This window comes from Rhodococcus koreensis (assembly GCF_900105905.1).
Classification (GTDB): Bacteria; Actinomycetota; Actinomycetes; order Mycobacteriales; family Mycobacteriaceae; genus Rhodococcus_F; species Rhodococcus_F koreensis.
In genome coordinates this window covers 5,481,163-5,502,572 of the sequence record NZ_FNSV01000005.1, presented here as the reverse complement: position 1 = coordinate 5,502,572, position 21,410 = coordinate 5,481,163, and the positions used below count along the sequence as shown (strand labels likewise).

The 21,410-nt window shown below is 66.9% G+C and carries 23 protein-coding genes; 8 read left to right on the top strand and 15 right to left on the bottom strand.

The window, feature by feature from the left end:
* Positions 1–107 precede the first annotated feature (107 nt).
* On the top strand, positions 108–353 hold the full coding sequence (locus BLV94_RS29585) for a hypothetical protein (protein WP_072947242.1): 246 nt from the start codon (positions 108–110) through the stop codon (positions 351–353).
* A 253-nt stretch (positions 354–606) separates the two neighbouring features.
* Here the strand turns inward: BLV94_RS29585 and BLV94_RS29580 are convergent, their stop codons facing one another.
* Positions 607–1,410 carry an MBL fold metallo-hydrolase gene (locus BLV94_RS29580; protein ID WP_072947243.1) on the bottom strand — a complete coding sequence of 268 codons (804 nt, stop codon included), beginning with the start codon at positions 1,408–1,410 and terminating at the stop codon, positions 607–609.
* A gap of 11 nt (positions 1,411–1,421) precedes the next feature.
* On the bottom strand, positions 1,422–1,892 hold the full coding sequence (locus BLV94_RS29575) for a grhN (protein WP_244163685.1): 471 nt from the start codon (positions 1,890–1,892) through the stop codon (positions 1,422–1,424).
* Positions 1,893–1,995: 103 nt separating this feature from the next.
* Here BLV94_RS29575 and BLV94_RS29570 point away from each other — a divergent pair, with 103 nt between their 5' ends.
* Positions 1,996–3,129, top strand: a complete 1,134-nt coding sequence (locus BLV94_RS29570; protein ID WP_072947244.1) for a helix-turn-helix transcriptional regulator — start codon at positions 1,996–1,998, stop codon at positions 3,127–3,129.
* A gap of 10 nt (positions 3,130–3,139) precedes the next feature.
* Here the strand turns inward: BLV94_RS29570 and lexA are convergent, their stop codons facing one another.
* From lexA to BLV94_RS29550, 4 genes are all read right to left on the bottom strand, one after another.
* On the bottom strand, positions 3,140–3,802 hold the full coding sequence (gene lexA / locus BLV94_RS29565; protein ID WP_072947245.1) for a transcriptional repressor LexA: 663 nt from the start codon (positions 3,800–3,802) through the stop codon (positions 3,140–3,142).
* A gap of 103 nt (positions 3,803–3,905) precedes the next feature.
* The gene (locus tag BLV94_RS29560; RefSeq protein WP_072947246.1) at positions 3,906–6,227 is read right to left on the bottom strand and encodes an ATP-binding protein; all 2,322 of its coding nucleotides are present in this window, start codon (positions 6,225–6,227) and stop codon (positions 3,906–3,908) included.
* A 107-nt stretch (positions 6,228–6,334) separates the two neighbouring features.
* A complete protein-coding gene (locus BLV94_RS29555; protein WP_072947247.1) occupies positions 6,335–7,228 on the bottom strand; it encodes a hypothetical protein in 894 nt (297 codons plus the stop codon).
* Between the two features lie 105 nt (positions 7,229–7,333).
* Positions 7,334–8,596 carry a PucR family transcriptional regulator gene (locus BLV94_RS29550; RefSeq protein WP_072947248.1) on the bottom strand — a complete coding sequence of 421 codons (1,263 nt, stop codon included), beginning with the start codon at positions 8,594–8,596 and terminating at the stop codon, positions 7,334–7,336.
* Between the two features lie 261 nt (positions 8,597–8,857).
* On the opposite strand from BLV94_RS29550, the gene BLV94_RS29545 reads away from it, so the two are divergent.
* Entirely contained in the window at positions 8,858–9,709 is an 852-nt protein-coding gene (locus tag BLV94_RS29545; RefSeq protein WP_072947249.1) for an SDR family oxidoreductase, read from the top strand.
* A 136-nt stretch (positions 9,710–9,845) separates the two neighbouring features.
* Positions 9,846–10,172, top strand: coding sequence for a hypothetical protein (locus tag BLV94_RS29540; RefSeq protein ID WP_241031391.1), 327 nt, complete (start codon positions 9,846–9,848; stop codon positions 10,170–10,172).
* A gap of 109 nt (positions 10,173–10,281) precedes the next feature.
* On the opposite strand, the gene BLV94_RS29535 is transcribed toward BLV94_RS29540, so the two are convergent.
* The 6 genes from BLV94_RS29535 to BLV94_RS29510 all read right to left on the bottom strand — a co-directional run bounded on the left by BLV94_RS29535 (position 10,282) and on the right by BLV94_RS29510 (position 15,350).
* A complete protein-coding gene (locus BLV94_RS29535; RefSeq protein ID WP_072947307.1) occupies positions 10,282–11,517 on the bottom strand; it encodes an RNA polymerase sigma factor in 1,236 nt (411 codons plus the stop codon).
* Positions 11,514–11,837, bottom strand: coding sequence for a YciI family protein (locus BLV94_RS29530; protein WP_072947306.1), 324 nt, complete (start codon positions 11,835–11,837; stop codon positions 11,514–11,516). Before BLV94_RS29530 ends, BLV94_RS29535 begins: the two co-directional genes overlap by 4 nt.
* Positions 11,838–11,878: 41 nt before the next feature.
* Positions 11,879–12,499: a dihydrofolate reductase family protein gene (locus BLV94_RS29525; RefSeq protein WP_072947308.1), complete on the bottom strand. Its 621-nt coding sequence runs from the start codon at positions 12,497–12,499 to the stop codon at positions 11,879–11,881.
* Positions 12,500–12,784: 285 nt separating this feature from the next.
* On the bottom strand, positions 12,785–13,267 hold the full coding sequence (locus BLV94_RS29520; protein ID WP_072947250.1) for a hypothetical protein: 483 nt from the start codon (positions 13,265–13,267) through the stop codon (positions 12,785–12,787).
* A complete protein-coding gene (locus BLV94_RS29515) occupies positions 13,267–14,025 on the bottom strand; it encodes a ParA family protein (RefSeq protein WP_072947251.1) in 759 nt (252 codons plus the stop codon). The genes BLV94_RS29520 and BLV94_RS29515 overlap by 1 nt, the downstream gene beginning before the upstream one ends.
* 305 nt (positions 14,026–14,330) lie before the next feature.
* On the bottom strand, positions 14,331–15,350 hold the full coding sequence (locus tag BLV94_RS29510) for a YncE family protein (protein ID WP_072947252.1): 1,020 nt from the start codon (positions 15,348–15,350) through the stop codon (positions 14,331–14,333).
* Between the two features lie 157 nt (positions 15,351–15,507).
* Here BLV94_RS29510 and BLV94_RS29505 point away from each other — a divergent pair, with 157 nt between their 5' ends.
* From BLV94_RS29505 to BLV94_RS29490, 4 genes are all read left to right on the top strand, one after another.
* Entirely contained in the window at positions 15,508–16,017 is a 510-nt protein-coding gene (locus tag BLV94_RS29505; protein ID WP_241031394.1) for a Chromate resistance protein ChrB, read from the top strand.
* Positions 16,014–16,445, top strand: coding sequence for a chromate resistance protein ChrB domain-containing protein (locus tag BLV94_RS29500; RefSeq protein ID WP_072947253.1), 432 nt, complete (start codon positions 16,014–16,016; stop codon positions 16,443–16,445). The genes BLV94_RS29505 and BLV94_RS29500 overlap by 4 nt, the downstream gene beginning before the upstream one ends.
* 60 nt (positions 16,446–16,505) lie before the next feature.
* A complete protein-coding gene (gene chrA, locus BLV94_RS29495) occupies positions 16,506–17,903 on the top strand; it encodes a chromate efflux transporter (RefSeq protein ID WP_072947254.1) in 1,398 nt (465 codons plus the stop codon).
* A 287-nt stretch (positions 17,904–18,190) separates the two neighbouring features.
* Positions 18,191–18,451, top strand: a complete 261-nt coding sequence (locus tag BLV94_RS29490; RefSeq protein ID WP_072947255.1) for a hypothetical protein — start codon at positions 18,191–18,193, stop codon at positions 18,449–18,451.
* Between the two features lie 210 nt (positions 18,452–18,661).
* Here the strand turns inward: BLV94_RS29490 and BLV94_RS29485 are convergent, their stop codons facing one another.
* From BLV94_RS29485 to BLV94_RS29475, 3 genes are all read right to left on the bottom strand, one after another.
* Positions 18,662–19,453 (bottom strand): D-glutamate cyclase family protein, encoded by a 792-nt coding sequence (locus tag BLV94_RS29485; RefSeq protein WP_072947256.1) that lies wholly within the window; start codon positions 19,451–19,453, stop codon positions 18,662–18,664.
* A complete protein-coding gene (locus tag BLV94_RS29480) occupies positions 19,450–20,769 on the bottom strand; it encodes an MFS transporter (protein WP_083395704.1) in 1,320 nt (439 codons plus the stop codon). The genes BLV94_RS29485 and BLV94_RS29480 overlap by 4 nt, the downstream gene beginning before the upstream one ends.
* Before the next feature lie 141 nt (positions 20,770–20,910).
* On the bottom strand, positions 20,911–21,363 hold the full coding sequence (locus BLV94_RS29475) for a VOC family protein (protein ID WP_072947257.1): 453 nt from the start codon (positions 21,361–21,363) through the stop codon (positions 20,911–20,913).
* Positions 21,364–21,410: the final 47 nt, after the last annotated feature.

Sequence of the window (21,410 nt, the reverse complement as noted above, 5' to 3'; positions counted from 1 at the left end):
GAGGTTGGGCGAGTTGGTTCGGCCAGCTACGCAGGCGTGGCCGGGCGAGGAATCGCGCGGCCACGCCTGCACTCCCGTTTTGTCATGCTGGAAAGAACGGAGACGACGTGACCGAAGACGAACTGACCATGCTCGACTTCGCTGTCAAATGGGCACCTTTCGGAGGCGGAGACGACCACATACTTCCCGAGTTCGGCGTCCTCCCCACCGAGTTCTACCGGCGACTGCAAGCATTCCTCGCCTACTACCCCGGCGTGAACGACAGCGTCCGACGCCGGCTCGCCGAGTTGTGCACCCTCAAACTCCGCGCGGCACCGTCGCCGGCTCGAACACTCTGGCACCTCGGTAGATAGCAACCTCGGCGTACACACCCCGATCGAGACCCTGATGGTCCGCGCCGACCGCCTAAGGACTCGCGTGTGCTATTGGCTAACCCACAGCCGACGAACCCGGCAGACCTCGAGGGTGTAGCCGTGGGACCGTGCCGACCCAGTCTGCGCCAGACTCTGTCAGGTGGGAACAACGGAGATCCGGGGCGCCCTGGCCACCAGGCTCGTCGTCGCGCCCGAGATGTCAACCAGGCGTGGTCGGGATTCGGCAACATTGTCAGTGGGCGGGTTCGAAGCCCGCCAGCATCTGTTCGAGCGCGAACTGGTCGGGCCCGACGAAGGGATCGGCCTGCGGGGCCGCGGCGAGCATGTCGAGGTACTCGGCGGTGCGCCCCTCCGCCGGCGGCAGGTGAGTACTGAGTATTCGCCGGGGGTCGAGGTCCCGCAACGTCGACACGGTGGCCGAGAATTTGGCTTCGTCCACCGTGTGCACCCAGGGACTGTCCACGGTGGCCCACAGGTGCTGGGCGGCGCGGACCACGCTGGGAACGCAGTAGCCGACGTCGTCGGCGGTGGCGAGTTCGGCGGTCTCCATCGGGGCCCCGAAGCAGTCTGACGAGAAGTAGGTTCCGCTGCGGTCGTCGTAGCAGCCGACCGTGCTCGGATTGTCGAACAGCGGCGGCCGCAGCGCGGTCAGCCGGCGATCGCCGACGTCGAGGGATTGCCCCGGGTTGAGTAGGTACACCCGGTCCAACGGGACGGACCGTTCGCACGACATGATGCCCACAGCGGCGAAGGTGGTGATCAGGCGCGCGTGCGGCGCCTGATCGAGCAAGTCGAACAGCGCGCCGGTGTGATCGCGGTCCGGGTGGGTCAACCACACCCATTCGACGTCGGCGGGGTCGAGCACGGTTCCGAGCGCGTCCATGAAGTCCCGGCCGGGCAGACTCAGTCCGGTGTCGATGACGACGGGCTCAGAGGCCAGCAGGACGTAGGCGTTCACCGGCAGATGTCCGATTCCGGGCACTTCCAACGCATCACCGAGAACCGCGATGTCGTGTCGTATTCTGTTGATAAGCATGAGATTTCTCCTCACTGATCGTAGTCGACGCGGATCAACGACCTGGCGATCCCGGCCAGGTCGGCTGCGGAAGGGACGTATCCACGGGAAACCTTCAGACCCAGTTCGAACGGCGAGGCCCCGTCGTCGAGAGCCGCCCGGAACGCTGCGCCGGCTTCGGCGGGCGTGACGTCGAGCAGCAGGGCACGGCCCCGTCGGACGCGGCCGTGTCGGGTCACCGTCACGGTTGCACCACCGGCGAAGTTGAACCGCCACGGCCGTTCGGTGAAGATCAGCGTCTCACCGTCGATGTCGTGAAGGCACACCGGTACACGCAGGGTGCGGCCGGTGCGGCGCCCGGTGAACTCGATCAATCCCTGGCGTCGAATTCGCCGGCCCGACCACCGGGTCGTGAGCACACGCCGCACCACCGGATTCACGAGCCGCATCAGTGCGGGCGGCGGCGGACTCAGACGTACGGTCGCGGTATCGGACTTGGACATGTCACCGACGCTATGCGCGGCGCGGCAGGGGTGCCATTCCATAAATGTGGTATTCCCGGCGGCCGATCCGGACTCGTACCATTGACGGGTGAGCGTGGATTCCATGCAGTGCGCGGCGGACAAGATCACACAGTTGTGCGCCGCACCGCGCGGCCTGATCGCGTTGTGGCAGGACGCGTCGGAAGTCGTTGCCGGGGTTGTCCCCTACTTCTGGACACCCTGCTGGTTCACTCTCGACCCGGTGTCGTTGCTGATGACCAGCCATCACCACCTCGGCATGGACGAGTTCCCCGGCGAATGGCTGGCCGCCGAGTACTACGAGGACGACGTCCAGTCGGTACCCGGCGTGATGCGTTCGGCTACTGGGCTTTCCACGCTGCACGATGCCGCCGGGGGTGATCCGTCGCGCAGCCCGCGCTGGCGCCGGAACCGCACGCTCGGCGGAGATCAGGAGTTGATCGCCCGCCTCCGCACCCGCTCGGGCGAGACCTGGGGAGCGCTGTCCCTCTACCGTGCCGAAGGCATGCCGATGTTCACCGAATCCGAGAAGTCTTTTCTCGCAGAGGTTTCGCCGACCCTCGCAGGCGGCGCCCGCCGCGCGCTGCTGTGCGGGCAGGCCGCGGAGCCGGAGTACTCCGATTCGCCGGGACTGATCGTGCTCGACGACCAGTGGGACGTCGAATCGGTCACCCCGGGTGTCGACCGGTGGATGGCGGACCTCCCCGGCGGAAACTGGGACCGAGGCGAGCTGCCGCCCGCGGTGATCACCCTCGCCGCCCGTGCGCTGCGCTCGGCAGAAGACCGCGATCACCTCGGCGAGGTCGCGCTCTCCCGGGTGCTCTCACGCTCAGGATCCTGGGTGGTGCTTCACGGTGCGTGCCTCTCCTCTACCGGGCGACGGCGGATCGCCGTGATCGTCGAGCCCGCGCATCCGAGTCGGCTCCATCCCCTGTTGATGTCGGCGTACGGGCTGACCGAGCGGGAGAAGGAAGTCACCACTCTGGTGCTGCAGGGGGCGTCGACGTCGCAGATCTCCGCCGAACTTTCCGTGTCGGCGCACACCGTCCAGCAACACCTCAAGAGCATCTTCGAGAAGACCGGCGTGCACAGCCGACGAGACCTGGTCGGCACGGTGTTCTTCCACCACTACGAACCACGGTTCCGTGACAACGAGACGCGAGCGCTCGCCGACCGGCCGCTCCGGGGTGGGCCCTGGCCGACGGATCGTCGCCGCTGAGAGGGCTTCCTCAGATCCGCCGCATCACGGAGACCACCTTGCCCAGGACGACCGCGTCGTCGCCGTCGATGACGGTGTAGGCAGGGTTACGGGGCTCGAGGAAGACGTGGCCGTCGCGGCGCCGGAGCACCTTCACCGTGGCCTCGCCGTCGATCATCGCGGCGACGATCTCACCGGAATGGGCCTCGTCCTGGCGGCGCACCACGACGACGTCGCCGTCACAGATCGCGGCGTCGATCATCGACTCGCCGCGCACCCGCAGCCCGAACACGGTGCCGGAGCCGACGAGTTCGCGCGGGAGCGTCAGCATCTCGTCGGCATGCTCCTCCGCGAGGATCGGCGCGCCGGCCGCGATGTCGCCGACCACCGGCACCGTCACGTTGTTGTCGGACGAGCGTCCCTGCTTCGCCTCGGACAGGAACGGGCGCACGTCCAATTGCCGGGCCATCGCCGAGCCTCGCTGGAGAAAGCCCTTTTCCTCGAGACTCTTCAGGTGCTTGGACACCGACGACGTCGACCGCAGGCCCACGGCGTCCCCGATCTGCCGGGTGCTCGGCGAGCATCCGTGTGCCGCCACCCAGTCCCGGATCGTGGCCAGAATCCGCTGCTGGCGCGGTGGCAGGGTGGAGGCGTCGAGGCCACCGAACATGTCGAGATCGTCGTAATCGGTCACCCGAGGAATCGTAGGGGGTGACGACAACCCCTTCGGCAGGGTGTGGGCGGGCGACCAGGAGCGCTGTCGCGCTCAGTCACCCGGGGCCGGCGTGCGATCAGCGTTACTCGCCGCGCTTCTGCTCGATGCTCCACGCCGCGATCTGCGCACGGGAGTTGAAGCCCAGTTTGGACAGGATGTGTTCCACATGCCCCTGCGCGGTGCGTTGCGAGATGACCAGCCTGGCCGCGATCGCCTTGTTCGTCAGGCCCTCGGCGACGAGTTCGGCGACCTGTTGTTCGCGTCGCGTGAGACTCGTCGCCCCCGGCTCGGCCGAGCTGTCGGAAGGTCCCGTCTCCTCGAGGGCAAACGCCGCGGCGTCGTCGAACCGCGTTCCGAGGCCCTGCCGGAACTCCGTCTCGAATCCGCGGTCACCGATCGCCTGCCGGGCCTCCTGCTCGAACCGGGCGTGCTCGACGTGTGCGTTCGGGAAAATCGTGCTCTGCCTCCCCACCGTGCGGGCAAGGGCCTCGGTGGCACCCATCAACCTGGCCGCGCGCCGCGGCGCCCCGTCGTCCACCGCAATCCACGACAGGAGCTCCAGACACCCCATCGCACTGATGCGGTCGTCCACCAACCGCGCGAGCTGCAACCCCCGCGTCACCAGATCCTTCGCACGGGAACCCTCGCCCCGCCGCCACGCCCCCATCGCCGCACCCCACAACGACCAGCCCCGGTACACCGATTCGCCCCGCGACTCGGTGACCGCCAGAATCTCCCGCTGACACTCCTCACTCCTTGCACGGTCTCCGGCCGCGTCACAAGCGAGCGCGAGCCCGAGCAGCGACCACATCAGATACAGCGGGTTGCCGTGCTCCCGGAACACGGGGAGCGAGGATTCGAAATACTCGCACGCTGCCGCGGACTCGCCGGTGAACAGCGCATGCCAACCGGCGGCATCGGCCATCAGCGCCCCGCCGAGACGATCACCGAGCTGCGCCGCCATCGCGGCTCCACGCTCGGCATACAGCGCCGACGCATCCGGGTCGCCGTTGAGCCCGGACAGCACACTGAGCACGTACAACGCCTTGATCCGCTCCACGTCGGCCGTGCCGCCCTGAACGGCCAGAAGCTGCGCGAGCCACCGCATGCCCTCCCGCAACCGGCCGCGCACCCGCCAGTACGGGTACAACGCCGCCGCCATGCGCAGCCCCGCCCCCGCCTCGGTCGGACCGGTCAGGCAGAACTGCAGCGCCGCACGAATATTGGGCAGTTCCGCGTCCAGACGCACCAGCCAGCCCACCTGCCGCGAGCTGATCCATTCCGACTCCGCCCGCAGCACCAGGTGTTCGTACCAGTCCCGGTGCCGTCGCAACAGCGATGCGAACTCCCCGGTCTCCTGCAACCGTTCCGTACCGTAATCACGCAGCGTCTCGAGCAGCCGGTACCGCACCGTTCCCCCGGCCTCTTCCCGGATCAGAATCGACTTGTCGATCAACGACCCGACCACATCCACCACCTGGTCCGCCGCCGAGGTGTGGGCGCAGATGCCTTCGACCGCGTCGAGCGCGAAGCTGCCGAAGAAGACCGCCAGCCGGCCCCACAACTCCCGCTCGGCGGGCGAGCACAACTCGTGGCTCCAGTCGATACACCAGGCCAGGGTCTGCTGCCGGACCGGCGCGCCACGGCTGCCCGTGGTCAGCAGGCCGAAGCGGTCCGTCAACCGTCGCAGGATCTGATCCTCCGACATCGCCCGCAGCCGGACCGCCGCCAGCTCGATCGCGAGCGGCAGGCCGTCCAGTCGACGGCAGATCCGCGCCACCACGTCCTGATTGTTCTCGGTGATGGCGAAGCCCGGGACCGCCATCGCCGCGCGCTCGGCGAACAGACTCATCGACTCGTAGTGGTCGAACTCCCCGGCGGCCTGGGTCTGGCGGTTGGGGTCCGGCATGGTCAGCGGCGGCACCCGGAACACCGCTTCTCCCCCGATGCCGAGAGGTTCCCGGCTGGTCGCGAGAACCCGAAGCTCCGGGCAGGCGCGCAGAAGAGGACGGGCCAGGTCGGCGGCCGGTTCGACGAGATGCTCACAGTTGTCCAGGACGAGCAGTAACTTCCGGGGCTCGAGATACTCGACGAGCAATGCCTCGGGTGCGACGCCCGCGCCCTCGCGCAGCCCCAACGCCGACAGCGCCGCGTCGACGACCGCACCCGGCTCGTACACCTCCCCCAACTCGACCAACCACACGCCGTCCTCGAACGCACGAGCAGAATCGGCGGCGACCCGCAACGCGAGCCTGGTCTTCCCGACACCCCCGATACCGGTCAACGTCACGAGCCTCGACACCGACAGCAGACTGCGAACCTCGACGACCTCACGGCGACGGCCGACGAAACTCGTCAGCTCATGGGGAAGATTTCCCGCATTCGTCCTGTCACCGGGAGCCATGGAGCCGTCACTTTCATCTCACGCGCGCCTCCGACCAAGGTACCTCCGCAGAATCCGGATTCGCAGCGACGCGATCGAGGCGGCAGTGGGTCGAACCCGAAATCGGATCACTGAAAGTAGGACGCATAGTCACTGAAAGGAACCTGGCCGGTGGGGCTCGACCGTACGGCGTCGGCAACCGCCGCAGGAATTGGAGCCCAGTAGGCGGGCATCGCGGCCGCCAGGGACGGCTGCAGCACGTAGAGCAGTGCGAAGTTCACAATCCACAGCGGCGGCGCCATCGACATGCCGACCTCCGCGCTCACACCGCCCTTGGTGTTCGTCACCAGTTGAGCTTCGCCCGACATCTGTTGCGCTGCAAAGCCAAAGGCCGCTTGCACCGTGTACGCCGACTCGTACAGCGCTATCAGGGTGTGGGTCGCACCGTTGTTCCTCAACCAGGTGCCCACGAAACCGCCGGGAGAGATCAACGAGTTCACCTGCCTCGTCGGCGCGTCGGCGTTGGCCGGACTTTCCAGCAGTCCGCTCGGGTTCACGTAGAGCCCGTAGCTGGCCAGAACCGACGGCGTGTTGCGGCCGTCGACGTCGGAATAGAGGGGACGGCCGTTCGTGTTGGTGAGGATCCGGGCGCACGCATCGATCACCTCGGCGGCGTCGCTGCTGCCGCCGACTCCGCCGCCGGTGATGAGGTCGCGATACTGCTGCTCGGACAGCGCGTCGGACCGGTCGAGCCCGATCTGCCTGGCGATCTCGTCCGCCACCTGCTGACCGAGCGGCGCGTTGAGCTGACCCGGGCTCGTCACCTGCGTCGGCGCCAGACCCTCGTAGCCGGGGTCCCCGGAGAAGGGGATCGCGAACCCGGTGCCGACAGCCGGTTCACCGCCGGCCGTCCCGGCAGTTGCCAGGGAGAGAAGGCACACGCCCACCAGTGCCAGTACCGAGAACATCCTGCGGTGGGGGGTTGCTCCGCGTCGATGTCCCGCCAAACCTGTGCCGCGCATACGTCAACCTCCCAGAGCACCATCCGGCGAGATAACCTATGACCAGTCAAACGTCGCGGCTGACGCTGTGTCAAGACTTGCGTCACCCACCGCGGTGGCGGTGACCTAGTCCGGGATCAGGACCGCGGGTCCCAGCCATTGGCACACGAGCAGTGCGAGTTCGACGTCCAGCCGATCTCCGGTGAAGTCCTTACCCCGCACTTCGGCTGCCCGTTTCACTCGGTACTTCACCGAGTTGTGGTGGAGATCAAGCTCTTTTCCGGCAGCGACGTTGCTCAGGTTGTGGGCGAGATAGACCCGCACGGTCTCGCGCAACCTGGCCGAATTCTCGTTGTCGGCAGCGAGTCCGCGCAGAACGCCGCGCACCCAGGCGCGGGTGGCCACCAAGTCCTCGATCAACAGGGCAACCGTCGATACTCCGGGTTCGTCGTATGCGGTCACGACCGGTGCGCTCCGCCCCGCCGCAATGGCCACGGCTCGCGCACGTTGCGCTTGACCGTGGGACTGCCGGAAACCGTCGATTCCCGCGGCCGCGGCACCGAGCGCCACGACCAGTCCGGGATGCCTCCGCTCGAGGAAGTCGCACATATCTTCCTGCGCCCGCTCGGGACGTGCCCGTGAGCCGAGCGGAACCCACACCCAGCCGGTCACCCGGTCTGCGGCCACGAACAGCGGGTCGGCTACCGCGCCCACATGGCTCGCGAAATCGTGTGCCGCAGATTCGATTCGGGACAGCATGTCGGACGCATCGGAGTCGGAGCTCCAGACGATCGCGGCCAAGTGACTCTGCTGCAGAACATAACCCAGGGCGGCCCCTGCATCAGGAAGTGCGTTGCCCGCCAGAATCTCCTGAACACGCACGGCGCGGACACTGCTCCGATGAGCGAGCCACCGTTCCCTTTCGCGCTCGTACACGGTCACCACCTGCTGTGACACCCTGTCGATGTAGACAGACATGACCGTGATGATGCGTTCGAGCACCGGCATGCTGAGTTCCGGCTGCACCGAAGCTGCACGCAACTCGTCGAAAACCAGCCCGAGCAGATTGGTTTGCCCCAACCGATATGCGCGAACCAGTGCGTTGACGGGAACGCCATGCTGGGCGAGCCTTCTCGCATACTCCAAGGCGGCGGCCGGTGCGTCCAGATCCTCGGGAGCGATGTTGTGCTGCAAGGTATGGAAGATCGTGTCGAGGTTGCCCTCCACGCTCGCCCCCAGCAGATCGAACAATTGGCGGTCCGCCCGCAGATCCGGGATCTCCGCGTAGAGCACGCTGGTGATGTCCGCCGTCAGCGACACCAGCCGCTCGTTGAGCGAACGCGCGATTCTGGCAACAAGCAATGCGGCTCGTTCCTCGTTCGATGCCATGCGAAGACAATATCGGTCTTCGGTGCCAATGGACGACGAATCCCCCAACCATCACCTCAGGCGTTCCCTACCTGGATATTTGCGAATCAGCGAACCCAATTTCCTCGACACCCGACTGTCGCGCTATTTGTCCTTACCGGACAAATAGGCGAGCATTCTTGATTTCTCCAGGACGTCGCCACGGTCTCGAATGCTCCCTATCGTGGAGTCGTTCGGTCAGCCGCCACTCCGCACGGGCCGCCACAGACGAAGGAATCAACCTTGAACGACCCCAGCAATTTCCGAGGAAGAACCACAGTCATGTCCGGAGGGAGCCGCGGCATCGGTCTTGCGATTGCGCGCGCAATCGCACGCCGGGGCGGGAACGTCGTCCTGCTGGCCAAGTCCGGCACTCCCGACCCCCGGCTACCGGGAACCATCCATACCGCGGTCAGCGAGTTGACCGAACTCGGCGGACACGCCCTTCCCGTGGTGGGAGACGTCCGCAATGACGACGACATCGCGGCGGCCGTCGATCTCGCCGTCGACCGCTTCGGCGGCATCGACATCGTGATCAACAATGCGAGCGTGCTCGACCTGTCACCGACCGAAGACCTCACACTCAAACGATTCGATCTGATGCAGCAAGTCAACGTTCGCGGCACTTTCGCCTTGACTCGAGCCTGCCTGCCCTACCTTCAGAAGTCCGCCAACCCGCACGTGATGACATTGTCGCCTCCCCTGAATCTGTCACAGCAGTGGCTGGGCGCGCACCCGGGCTACATGCTCGCCAAGTACGGAATGACGTTGGCAGCGTTGGGTATTGCAGCCGAGTACCGGAACACGAACCTATCCTGCAACTGTCTGTGGCCGCAGACCACGATCGCCACCGCGGCAGTCGGCAACCTGCTCGGCGGCCGGGACGGCCTGCACCACTCTCGGTCACCCGAGATCATGGCCGACGCGGCAATCGAACTCCTCAGCCGCCCCGCCGGCACCGACAACGGTAGAACCCTCCTCGACGTCGAGGTCCTCGCAGAGGCCGGGGTATCTGACTTCGCGAAATACGGCGGTGAGCAACCACTGACGGTCGACATCTTCGTCGACGGACCGGATCTCGCACACCACATGTGAGACCGACAAAGTACCGAGGCAAGTTACTTAGCAAAAAGAGCTAGCACTCACGCGGCATGAGTGCTAATTTCTTGGTGGGGTCTACGTCACAAACCGAGCCCGCCGACCCGATGCGCCATCCGTACGAAGGAGGATCATGACCGCCGCCGTCCCCCACAGCCCCCGTGCCGACAACTGCATGTCTTCCTCCGTCGACACCGACGAGACAGGGAAACAGCACGGTTCGCGGTTGCCTGCCGTCTCGATCGCCTTGGGGGCTGTGTCCGTTGCGTCGTTCTGGGTGGTCGGTCTCGGCTTCATCTTGGGAATAGCCGCGGTCGTCTGCGGCGCCGTCGCAACGTCGCGGTCCGCGGATGTCGACGACGAGGCAGCGTCGTTGCGGGCCCTGTTGGGCGTCGTCGCCGGGGCAGCGGGCATCACCGTCTCCGCGATTGCCCTCTTCCCCATGCTGGCGCAACTGTGAACCGCGCTCGTGGCTTCTGCATGCCCGGTTGATGTCGGGTAGGAGCAAGTGTTCGGAATCTTCACGGGCACCGCGTCGGCCGTATGTGGCGGGCCGGGATCGGTGGGCGCTACCGCAGTTGGTCGCGGCGTCGTGTCAGGTAGGCAGTCTCGGCGGTGTTGCCGGCCAGATCGATGGCTTTGTCGTAGGCGGCGCGCGACTGCTCACTACGACCCAATCGGCGTAGCAGGTCGGCGCGGGTGGCGTGGTAGGCGTGATAGCCGGCCAACTTGTCCTCGAGACGGTCGACGGTTGCCAGTGCCACCTCCGGGCCCTCGAATTCGGCGACGGCGACGGCCCGGTTGAGTGCGATGATCGGCGAGGGGTCGATGCGGGCCAGTTGGTCGTAGAGGGCGAGGATCTGCGACCAGTCGGTGTCGCGCATGTCGCGGGCGGAGGTGTGGACGGCGTTGATCGCGGCGAGGATCTGGTAGCGACCCGGAGCCACCCCGGCGGCGGCAGCGGCCAGGCGCTCGCGCACCAGCCGGTGCCCCTCGGCGATCAGTGCCGCGTCCCAGGCCCCGCGGTCCTGCTCGTCGAGAGCGACCAGTTCGCCGCTCGCCGACACCCGGGCGGTGCGGCGGGCCTCGGTGAGCAGCATCAGCGCCAGCAATCCGGCCACCTCCCCATCGTCGGGGAGCAGGTCCCGGATCAGGCGGGTGAGCCGGATCGCCTCGGCGGTCAGGTCGTCACGTACCGGATCGGCGTCGGCGCCGGTGGTCAGGTAGCCCTCGTTGAACACGAGGAACAGCACAGCGAGGACACCGGACACCCGTGCGGGGAGATCGTCGGCGGACGGCACTCGATAGGGGATACGCGCCGCCTTGATCTTGTCCTTCGCGCGGGTGATCCGCCGCCCCATCGCACTCTCGGTTACCAGGAACGCGCGGGAGATTTCGGGCACGGTCAGACCGCCGACCATGCGTAACGTCAGCGCCGCGCGGGTTTCCATCGCCAGCGCCGGGTGGCAGCAGGTGAAGATCAGCCGGAGCCGGTCGTCGTCGATGGCGCCGAGCGGCTCGGGCGGGTCATCGTCAAGCACCACCTGAGCCTCCTTGTGCTTGTCGTCGCGCTTGTTCTCGCGCCGGATCCGGTCGATCGCCTTGTGGTTGGCGGTGGTGGTGAGCCAGGCTCCGGGGTTGGGGGGCACGCCGTCAGCCGGCCATCGCTCGACGGCGGTCGCGAACGCCTCGGCGGCCGCGTCCTCGGCGATGTCGAGGTCACCGAAACGCCTGGTCAGTGCGGCGACTACCCGGGCCCACTCCTCGTGGTGGGCCCGGGTGACCGCCTCGCGGGCGTCGCTCAGTGGAATGGCCGCACCTCGATCTTGCGATCGCAGATCTTCGACGCCTCGGTGGCGAGCGCGAGCGCCACATCCAGATCGGGGGCCTCCCAAACCCAGACGCCGGCAAGGTACTCCTTCGACTCCACGAACGGCCCGTCGCTGAACACCGGTTGCTCGCCCCGGTTGTCGATGACCGTGGCCGTGGTGGTGTCTGCGAGTCCGCCGGCGAAGACCCAGTAGCCCTCGGCGATCAGTCGTTCGTTGAACGCGCTGATGCCAGGCTGCCGGTCGGTGCTGCCGGGATTGCTCTTGTCGTCGATCACGGAAACCAGATATTGCATCGGAAGATCCTCTCCTGTGGTGGTGTACCGGTTGGGGGACGTCACGCCGTCGCGTACCGGGGGCGCCCGGCCGGCCGGAAGACCTGGATCGTCACGCCCTTCGAGTCGACTCGCGACTCCACCAGTTCGAGTGCAAGGTCCGGTCCGGCCTGCGGGAACAACCGCGCGCCCTGGCCGAGGACCACGGGAACGACGATCAGGGTCATCTCGTCGACCAGATCGTTCTGCAGCAACCACCGGGTCAGTTCGCCGCTGCCGTGCACCTGCAGCTCACCGCCCGGCGTGGCCTTCAGGTCCGCGATGGCGGTGGCGAGGTCGTCGGACAGGACGGTGGTGTCCGGCCATTCGGGATCGGCGAGCGTGGTCGATGCCACGTACTTGGGCTGTGTGTTCAATGCCCGCATGACGGGCTCCCAGCCGGGGACGTCCTGCTCCGTCAAGGACCCCCAGGAGCCGGCGAACAGCTCGTAGGTCCGGCGGCCGAGCAGGAACGCGTCGGCGCGCTGGTAGGTCTGGTTGATGAACGCGTGGGTCTCGTTGTCGCCCTTGCCCCGGGCCCATCCGCCGCGCTCGAATCCGTTTCTGCGGTCCTCGTCCGACGCGCCGCCGTTGCCCTGCATCACTCCGTCGAGGGTGACCTGGGTCATGGTGGTGAGCTTCATGGTCGCGGTTCCTTTGCCTCGGCGCCGCCCCTCGTGGGCGGCCTCACCCCGTCCACGAACGCCACCGCCCCGATCGGACACCGCGTCCCGGATTTTTTCGAGGAACTTTTCCGACACCGGTGCTTCGGGCGCATGCTTCATCGGCGACCAGGCGATCTGCGCTCGACAAAAGCGCGCCGGTTCAGATGCGTATTTCGTGCGGCAGCGCGGCGGTATCGGCTGCCGCGTGCAGGCCTTGCAGCGCCGCTTTCCCAGGTGCGCGCGCGCCGCTACCGGCAGGATGGCTCAGCGGCGTGGTCTCCGGACAGTTTCGGCGTTGCGCGGGGGGAAGGGTTCGCAATTGTTGTACCTGCGTTCGAGAACGGCGAGGTAGTGGGTGAGGGCTTCGTCGACGAGGTCGGACCAACTCTGGGGGGCGCCGGCGATGTGGCCGATGGCGGCGACGGCGTCCTTGCCGTGCTCGACCCTGGCGGTCTCGATGGAGACGGAAACCTGCTTCTTGCCTGCGGGGGCCCGTTTCGCGGTCATCTTTTCCTCGCCGAGAGCTCCTACTTGCGCGACGTCCACGCACTGTTCGACGAGGTTCGGCAGCCGCCGCTTACGGCGTTCGAGGGGGTTGCTCACGAGTCCGGGCTCACGTGTCACGCCCACCAGGAGGTCCTTTCGACGCGTCCGCGAGTACGTCCCGTCCGGGTGGGCGCCTGCGCGGGCCTGTTCGCGGCGTTCGAGGGGGTTGCTCGCGAGTCCGGGCTTACGTGTCGCGGTCATCAGGGCATCCTTTCGACGAGTTCTCGGGCGGCGTCGCGGTAGGCGCGTGATGCGGAGGAGGACGGTGCCCACCTGACGACGGGTTCTTCGGCGCTGTAGCTTTCGCTGACACGGACGGACTTCGGGATGATGGTGCGCATCGTCTGGTCGGGGTAGGTCTCGCGGAGCGCGGCGAGGACCTGCTGGTCGATGACCTGGCCGAGTTCGACGCGGCCGCACAGAATGTGATTGAGCCGCGCGGTGGGGTTGAGCAACTCGACCTGCTGGGTGATGTAGTTCTCGATCCGCATGAGCGCTTCGAGTTCCATGGCGCCCGTCATGACAGCGGCGAGCACTTCGGTGCAGGCGACGAGTGCGCTGATCGTCAGGTGGTCGAAGTCTCCGGGGCAGTCGAGGAGGTTGAAGTCGACATCGGGGGCGCCGGCGAGGGCCTTGCGCAGGATGCCGTGGGCACCGGGCTTCTTGAGGAAGTAAGGCCCGACGGAATCGAGTTCCTTGGTGGCAGGAACGAGGTGGATCCCGGACGCGGTGATGGTGGTCGCTTCCTCGATGCTCGCCACCAGCATGAGTACCGACAGGACATCGTTGTCGACCGCTTCGGGCGTGGCGCCGAGCCAGGTAGTGGCGTTGCATTGCGGGTCGAGGTCGACGACGCGGACGGTGTAGCCGGCTTCGACGAGGGCCTGGGCGAGGTTGACCGTGCTCGTGGTTTTGGTCGAGCCGCCCTTATGGTTGACCACTGCGATGGTGCGGGTCATGGTGTCCCTTCGGTTCAACATACTGAGGTATCTCAAGATACTTAACTTCGGCGCGACACGCGGACGAGCCGCCGATCTGAGCCGCGTTGCCGGGGACCCGGTCTACGCACCGCATGGTTTCGGGTCGAGTGGCCGCGGCTGATCATCGCCGGCGCTGTCTTCGAGGGTGTCCTCGACATCGCGGCACTGGTTGATATCAAACACCGGCCGGCAGACCAGATCAGGGGATCGAAGTCGGGGGCAGTACTTGCGTCGGACCAGATTCGAACGTAACCGCACTTGCCGGCGCGCGGGCCGTGCTGTCCCTAACCCTCCGGCGCCTGCTCGAGGAGGGCGGGGTGGCCGTCATTCCCGGTGGGCACCGGGTAGTACGTGTGGCCGGTGGTGGGGTCGACGATCACGACGTGTGCGCCGTCGGCGAGGTGCCCGGATCCGACCTCGGTGAGGTGCTTGTCGTGTTGGTCGAACACGCTGACGGTGCCACTTTCGGCGGCGACGTAAAGGCGGTGCGCGCCTTGGTCGTAGGCGAGGACGTCGGGTTGCTGGCCAACGGTGTTGCTGCAGGCGGTCTGCCAAGTTGCGAGGTCGACGGTGAGCAGGGTGGCGTTGTCCTCGCAGGCCACGAACGCGAGCCGAGCCTCGGAGTCGAGGGCGAGTCCGTGGCCGCTGCGGCAGCCGGGCGTCGGAACCCTGCGGATGACGTCCAATGTTTCGGGGTCGATGGCGGCGAGATCACCCTTCCCTTGCACGGCGACGAGCATCTGGTCGGCGACCGGGTCGTAGGCGACGTTGCAGACCTCGCCGCCGAGGTCGACAGTGCCACGTACTTGCGCGGTGCCGGCGTCGACGACCGTTTCGGTGCCGCCGGATTCGTTGGTGGTCCACACCGCACCGCGTTTCGGGTCGTACGCGATCCCGTCCGGATAGTCACCGGTGGGAGCCTGTCCGATCACGGTTCCGGTGTCTTCGTCAAGGATTACCAGGCGGTTGTCGCCGGTGGCGGTGACGTAGACCCGGCGCAATTCGGGGACGACGAGGACTCCATGTGCCTGGGACAGGTTCGGAACCGTTCGGACCACCTGTCGGGTGTGGACGTCGACTTCGATGACCTCGCTGGCGCCGAGGTGGGCAATGAACAGCAGTCTACGCTCGGGGTCGAGGCTCTCGTAATCGAAGCGTGAATTGTCCCCGGTGAGGACGATTTCCGCGACCGGGCGCAATGGCAGCGGGCTACCGCCGGGCGACGATGCCTCGGAGGAACACGCGCCGACCAGGATCAACGCGATGATGAGTGCGGGCAGCAGCCGGGATCGATTGTGATGCATCGAGCACCTCTTCGTCGTCTCTACAGCCTCCCGAACGGCAGCCGCTTTCACGGTAACCACGGTTACAGTACGGTGTCCAGGCGCGCGCCCCGAGTTGCCAGACCGGCGCGCTGACCACGGATGGACATCGATATGAAACCGTGGTTACATCAATGGTGTGGATCTGGAATCGACCTCGGATGAGCGTCCCGACGAGTGGGTGATGCTGGTGTATCGCATCCCCCGCGAGCCGTCGACGCCGCGGATCGCGGTGTGGCGCAAGCTCCGCAAGTACGGGGTGTTCCAGCTCGCCGACGGCGTGGTGGTGCTGCCGGCGTCACCACGAACCCGGGAACAGCTCGATTGGGTCGCTGAGGAAGTCGTCGAGGCGGGCGGGCAGGCGGAGGTCTGGACCGCCGCCCCCACCACCCGAGACCAGCGGGACCGGATGCGGGCGAAGTTGTCGGCGGATCGGGGCGCCGAGTACGACGAGATCACCGACGCCGCCGAGGTCGCACGAGCGTTGCCCGATCCCGCTGGGCGGGCCAAGAAGCTCGCCCAGCTGCGTCGCCGGATGCGGGAGATCGACAAGCGCACCTTCTTCCCGACCGCGCCGCGCGACGGGGCGGAGGCGGCGCTCACGGAGTTAGCGGCCGGCCACACCGTGGAAGCGCAGGTGCCGCGATGAAGTGGGCGACCCGCGCCGGGATCCACATCGACCGCGCCGCGTGTGCGTGGTTGATCCGCCGCAACATCGACCCGGACGCGGAGTTCCTGTGGGTCACCGACCCGGCGGACGTGCCGGCCGAGGCGACCGCATTCGACATGCGCGGAGTCGAACTCTCGCACCATCACGGGGATTGCAGCTTCGAGACGATCCTGCGCCGCTACGAGCTCACCGACCCGGTGCTCTGGGTGCTCGCCGAGATCGTGCACGAGGCCGACATCGACGACGGAAAGTTCGACGCCCCCGAGGCCCCCGGCCTGGATTCGGTGCTGCGTGGGCTGTCCCTGACCGGTACCGACGACGACACTCTCGCCATCGCGACCCGGATCTTCGACGGGTTGTACGAGTTCCATCGCCAACGTGTCCTGTCCGGCCGCGAACCGTCCTGACCATCGAGCGGGGCCCGCTCTTCCTGCCGCACTTCAACTTTTCATGTTTCGGAGACCGACGTGAGCAGTAAAGAACCCTCCACCCGCGCCACGCCGACCAGCTCTGGCCGCCGCGACCTGATCTCGCTGCGGCAGGCGAGCTGGGCGTGGTTCCTGATCTCGCTGCAGACCTTCGGTGGCCCGGCGGGGCAGATCGCCGTCATGCAGCGCACCCTGGTCGACGAGAAGCGGTGGATCGGGCAGAAACGGTTCCTGCACGCGCTGAACTACTGCATGCTGCTGCCCGGCCCGGAGGCCCAGCAGCTCGCCATCTACACCGGCTGGCTGCTGGGCGGCACCCTCGGCGGTCTGATCGCCGGGGTGCTGTTCGTCCTGCCGGGGATGATCGCGATGCTGGGTTTGGCGGCGATCTACGTCGCCTTCGGCGCCACCACCATCGTGCTGGCCATCTTCGCCGGCATCGCCCCCGCCGTGCTGGCGGTGGTGGTGCAGGCCGTCACCCGGGTCGCCAAGCGCGCATCGACCCGGCCCGCCCACTGGGTGATCGCGGTCTGCGCCTTCGGTGCGCTGGCGCTGTTCGCGGTCCCGTTCCCGATCGTCATCGCCGTCGCCGGGTTCGCGGGCTGGCTCATCGGCCGCACCCATGGCGCCGACCGCAGCAGTAAACCCGCGAGCGACAGCGACGAGGCGCCGCCGCTGATCGCCGACGACGCTCTGCACGCCGACGCCCCCAGCCTGCGACGCACGATCCTCGTCCTCGGTGTCGGCGTGATCGCCTGGGCCATCCCGATGGTCGCGGTGGTCGTGTTCACCGGCCGCAGCAGTGTGTTCACCGAGCAGGGGCTGTTCTTCTCCGGCACCGCGCTGGTCACCTTCGGCGGCGCCTACGCCGTCCTCGCCTACGTGGCGCAGAAGGCGGTGGAAACCTACGGCTGGCTCGCCCCCGGTGAAATGGTCCGCGGCCTGGGTCTGGCCGAGACCACCCCCGGCCCGCTGATCATGGTGGTGCAGTTCGTCGCGTTCCTCGGCGCCTACCGCAACCCCGGTGAGCTGGATCCGTGGGTGGCGGCCACCATCGGCGCGCTGCTCACCACGTGGGTGACGTTCGTGCCGTGCTTCGTGTTCATCTTCCTCGGCGCCCCCTACGTCGAGCGGCTCCGCAACAACACACAGCTGACCTCAGCGTTGAACGGGATCACCGCCTCGGTGGTCGGGGTGATCGCGAACCTGGCCCTATATTTCGCCGTCCACACCCTGTTCGCGGACGCCACGATGCTGCACTGGGGACCGCTGCATCTGCTGGTGCCGGAACTCGGCTCGTTCCGCCCGCTCGCCCTGGTCATCGGTGTACTGGCCGGGGTGATGATCTACCGGTTGAACTGGTCGGTGCTGCGCACCCTCGGGGTCTGCGCTCTCCTCGGCCTCACGGCCGGGCTGGTCGGTCTCCCCGTCACCTAACCCTGAGCCGTCGTCGCCGCACACCACCGACACCACAACCCCGACGAGTTCTCCGACATCGCCGGGCGCTACAGATCGAACCGACACGAGACCCCGGCACGGCCGCAGCCGGAACCGCTCGGTCATCCCCTCGTTCGCATCGACCCTTGCTGACGGCCGAACACAAGGCCATCGCGGTGGTCGTCGCCGGCGGAGGGATAGCGTTCGCACTCCGTCCGCAAGGCAAGCGATGCGGGCTCAGGGATCAACGTTCCGGGTAGAATTGCAGGTCAGCGAGGGAGAAGGTGATGGGTTCACCATCGAGTCTCGAGGTCGAGGATCTGCGGTGGAGCTGGGCCTTCGCCGGATTGGTCCTCGGCTGCGGCGCGGTGCTGATCTTCACACCGATCTATCTGGTGCTGGCCGCTGCGGCCCTCGGACTGACCGGGCCGGCCGTGTTCCAAATAGCCGGTCACCGCGCCACCGGGGCCCGGTTCGCCTCGCTCGGACTGGGCGTGCTGATCCCCGCCGCCGTCGGCGCGGTCCTTGTGGGCATCAACTCCTTCTGACCATCAAACCTTCTGCCCACCGCAGGGGGCGACGGCAACGGCTTCCTCGTGCGTCACCGCGAGGTCAACCTGCCCTTGCCGCGCAGCCTTCGCCACCTTCTCCGCGCAAGGAACGGCCGACGCCGCTGAGCAATCGAGCTGACCGCGTGTCGTACGCACTCGTGACCGGATTCCATTGCTTCCCACCGAGGATTGGACTACCCAACATCGTCAACGATCTCGGGTGAGGGGTTCGGATGCGTCGAGCAGTGTGTCGAAGACGAGCATGTGACCGGCGAAATGGGTGATCGCGTAATCGAGGTGCGCCTCCGGTATGGCGAGTTGCGGTGTCACTCCGCAGGCCCAGAACACCGGTACGGCGTGCTCGCCGACGCCGGGGTAGACCCCGAAGTCGGGTCGAGCGAGGTCGGCGATTCCCAGTGCCGATGGATCGCCGACGTGCACGGGGACGCCGTGGCCGGTCGGATACCGTCCGGTGACCTCGATTGCGGTGTCGACCAGCGACGTGGGCACGGGGCGCATGCTGACGGCGAGGGGTCCGGCGAAGATCCCGGCCGGCACGGTCTCGCGATCGGTGACGTACACCGGGGGTGCGGCATGGCTGACGGGGATCCCGGCTCGGCGGAGCGGGGCGTCGAAGGTGTGGCTGCATCCGAGAGCGAAGGCGACCGCGTCGTCGCGCCAGTGTTCGGTGAGGTCGGTGGGTTCGGCCACCAGGGTGTTGCACTCCCAGACCCGGTAGCGCGGGAGCATGGTGCGCACGTCGACCGTGCAGTTGTCGTAGGTCAACTGTGGGTCGCCGGGATTCGTCCTGGCGAGCAGCGGACACACCTCGGGGTTGCGGCGGCAGTACTCCGCGAAGTCGTCGGCGGCGGCGGACGGCACGACGACGAGGTTGGCCTGCTGGTAGTCGTCGAGGATCCCGGCGGTCGGTGCGGTCCACTGCCCCGCAGCGACCAGTCGGCGCAGATCCTCCGGGTGCGTCGGTGACGGCAGCGTCATTGCAGTGTCTCCTTGGCTGATTCGCGCACGGTGCGCAGGGTGATCAGGGCGAGCACCACCGCGGCCATCAGCAGGAACCCGGGGGCCAGGAGGTTGTCGGTGCGGGAGATGAGATAGGTGGCCAGGTACGGGGTGAGCCCACCACCGATGATGGTGCCGATGTTGAAGGCGATCGACAGGCCGGTGTACCGCACGCGGGTGGGGAACTGTTCGGCATAGGTCGGGTAGGTCACCGATTGCACGATCGGCATCGGCAGCGCGAGCACCACCATGGCACCCACTGCGAGGGCGAAGCTGCCCTGATCCATCACGATCATGGCCGGCAAGACCAGGATCGCGTAGCCGAGGAAACCGATCGTGATGACCTTCTTGCGGCCGACCCGGTCGGACAGTCCCCCGAAGAACGGCATCAGGATCGCGACGAAGAAACTGATGGCGCCCATGATCCAGAAGGTGTTCGACTTCGGGTACCCGAGGTAGGTGGTCAGGTAGATGTTCATGAAGATCAGGCCGACCCAGTATCCGGCGTTGGATCCGATCGACAGGAAGATGACCTTGAAGACCGCCGCGGTGTGCTCGGTGAGCACCTCCATGAGCGGAGACTTCGCGGGCGCGTGCTGCTGGGTTTCGGCGACGAACGCGTGCGAGTCCTCGAGTTTGCTGCGAGCGATCAACGTGATCGCGATCAGCGGGAGGGCCAGCAGAAATGGTATGCGCCAACCGAAGTCGCGGAGTTGATCGTCAGTCAGTGCCGTGGTGGTGATACCGGCCACGACGGCGGCCGTACCACCACCGAGGGCGACACCGACCGGGGTGAAGGCGCCGAAGAATCCGCGGCGGCCGGCGGGTGCTGATTCGGACAGATACGTCGCCGATCCGGTGACCTCGCCGCCGGCGAAGAAGCCTTGTGCCAACCGCACGAGCAGCAGGGCGATCGGGGCGGCGATACCGATCGATCCGGCGGTGGGAAGCAGCCCGACGGCGGCGGTCGCCGTTCCCATGCCCACGATGGTCGCGATGAGCACTGGCTTGCGTCCGACCCGATCGCCGAGGCGGCCCAGGACGATTCCACCGAGTGGGCGCATGACGAAGGCGCTGCCGAAGACCGCCAACGTGGCCAGGAGCGAGGCGGTCGGGTTGTCGTTGGGGAAGAAGAGGGGCCCGATGATGACGGCGAGGTAGCCGTACACGCCGAACTCGTAATACTCGACGGCGGTACCGGCCGCGGCCGCAACGGCGGCGCGGCGGGGTTGCATGGGGGGCGGGGCGGGCAGGTGATCGCCCGTGTGGGGCACGGAGGCAGGTACGGTGGTCATGGCGAACTCCAACGAAGAAGTGGCGGAGGTGCTGCGAGGAGGTCCCGATCGCGGGGTCGGAAAACGTGGCACCGCGGCGCTGGGGTGCCCAAGCGGTCATCGGCAGGATGGCAGTCCTGCCGATGACCTGTGTCCGCGGACTCAGACGGCGAACAGTTGGTCCAGGTCGGCGAAAGCCTTGAATTCCATAGCATTTCCGGCGGGGTCGAGGAAGAACATCGTCCACTGTTCGCCCGGCTCGCCCTCGAATCGCACGTACGGTTCGATCACGAACTCCGTCCCGATGGACGTGAGTTTCTCTGCGAGAACTTTGAACTCGTCGACCGGCAGAACCAGCCCGAAGTGAGGAACCGGAACATTGTGTCCGTCGACCGGGTTCGTCCCGGCCACCCCGTCGCGGGGCGTCGCGCTGGGACCGTCACCGACCTGATGGGTGACAACCTGGTGTCCGCCGAAGTTCCAGTCGATCCACTTGGTGTCGGACCGACCTTCGCTGAATCCGAGTACACCGCCGTAGAAGTTGCGGGCGGCGTCGATGTCGTCGACGGGAATGGCGAGGTGGAAAGGAACAAGGTTCGTCAGTTGGGCGGTCATACTTTTCCTCTTCTGTGATTCGTGAACTCGGAGATGGACGGGACGTG

What these genes read in the sequence shown, in the direction of transcription:
- BLV94_RS29475 (WP_072947257.1), bottom strand. Translation starts at nt 21,363, where the DNA reads ATGACCGCCCAACTGACGAACCTTGTTCCTTTCCACCTCGCCATTCCC.
- BLV94_RS29510 (WP_072947252.1), bottom strand. Translation starts at nt 15,350, where the DNA reads ATGCATCACAATCGATCCCGGCTGCTGCCCGCACTCATCATCGCGTTG.
- BLV94_RS29485 (WP_072947256.1), bottom strand. Translation starts at nt 19,453, where the DNA reads ATGACGCTGCCGTCACCGACGCACCCGGAGGATCTGCGCCGACTGGTC.
- BLV94_RS29580 (WP_072947243.1), bottom strand. Translation starts at nt 1,410, where the DNA reads ATGCTTATCAACAGAATACGACACGACATCGCGGTTCTCGGTGATGCG.
- BLV94_RS29560 (WP_072947246.1), bottom strand. Translation starts at nt 6,227, where the DNA reads ATGGCTCCCGGTGACAGGACGAATGCGGGAAATCTTCCCCATGAGCTG.
- BLV94_RS29490 (WP_072947255.1), top strand. Translation starts at nt 18,191, where the DNA reads ATGGGTTCACCATCGAGTCTCGAGGTCGAGGATCTGCGGTGGAGCTGG.
- BLV94_RS29520 (WP_072947250.1), bottom strand. Translation starts at nt 13,267, where the DNA reads ATGACCGCGACACGTAAGCCCGGACTCGCGAGCAACCCCCTCGAACGC.
- BLV94_RS29555 (WP_072947247.1), bottom strand. Translation starts at nt 7,228, where the DNA reads ATGCGCGGCACAGGTTTGGCGGGACATCGACGCGGAGCAACCCCCCAC.
- BLV94_RS29500 (WP_072947253.1), top strand. Translation starts at nt 16,014, where the DNA reads ATGAAGTGGGCGACCCGCGCCGGGATCCACATCGACCGCGCCGCGTGT.
- BLV94_RS29530 (WP_072947306.1), bottom strand. Translation starts at nt 11,837, where the DNA reads ATGCAATATCTGGTTTCCGTGATCGACGACAAGAGCAATCCCGGCAGC.
- BLV94_RS29515 (WP_072947251.1), bottom strand. Translation starts at nt 14,025, where the DNA reads ATGACCCGCACCATCGCAGTGGTCAACCATAAGGGCGGCTCGACCAAA.
- BLV94_RS29540 (WP_241031391.1), top strand. Translation starts at nt 9,846, where the DNA reads ATGACCGCCGCCGTCCCCCACAGCCCCCGTGCCGACAACTGCATGTCT.
- BLV94_RS29550 (WP_072947248.1), bottom strand. Translation starts at nt 8,596, where the DNA reads ATGGCATCGAACGAGGAACGAGCCGCATTGCTTGTTGCCAGAATCGCG.
- BLV94_RS29575 (WP_244163685.1), bottom strand. Translation starts at nt 1,892, where the DNA reads ATGTCCAAGTCCGATACCGCGACCGTACGTCTGAGTCCGCCGCCGCCC.
- BLV94_RS29480 (WP_083395704.1), bottom strand. Translation starts at nt 20,769, where the DNA reads ATGACCACCGTACCTGCCTCCGTGCCCCACACGGGCGATCACCTGCCC.
- BLV94_RS29525 (WP_072947308.1), bottom strand. Translation starts at nt 12,499, where the DNA reads ATGAAGCTCACCACCATGACCCAGGTCACCCTCGACGGAGTGATGCAG.
- BLV94_RS29570 (WP_072947244.1), top strand. Translation starts at nt 1,996, where the DNA reads ATGCAGTGCGCGGCGGACAAGATCACACAGTTGTGCGCCGCACCGCGC.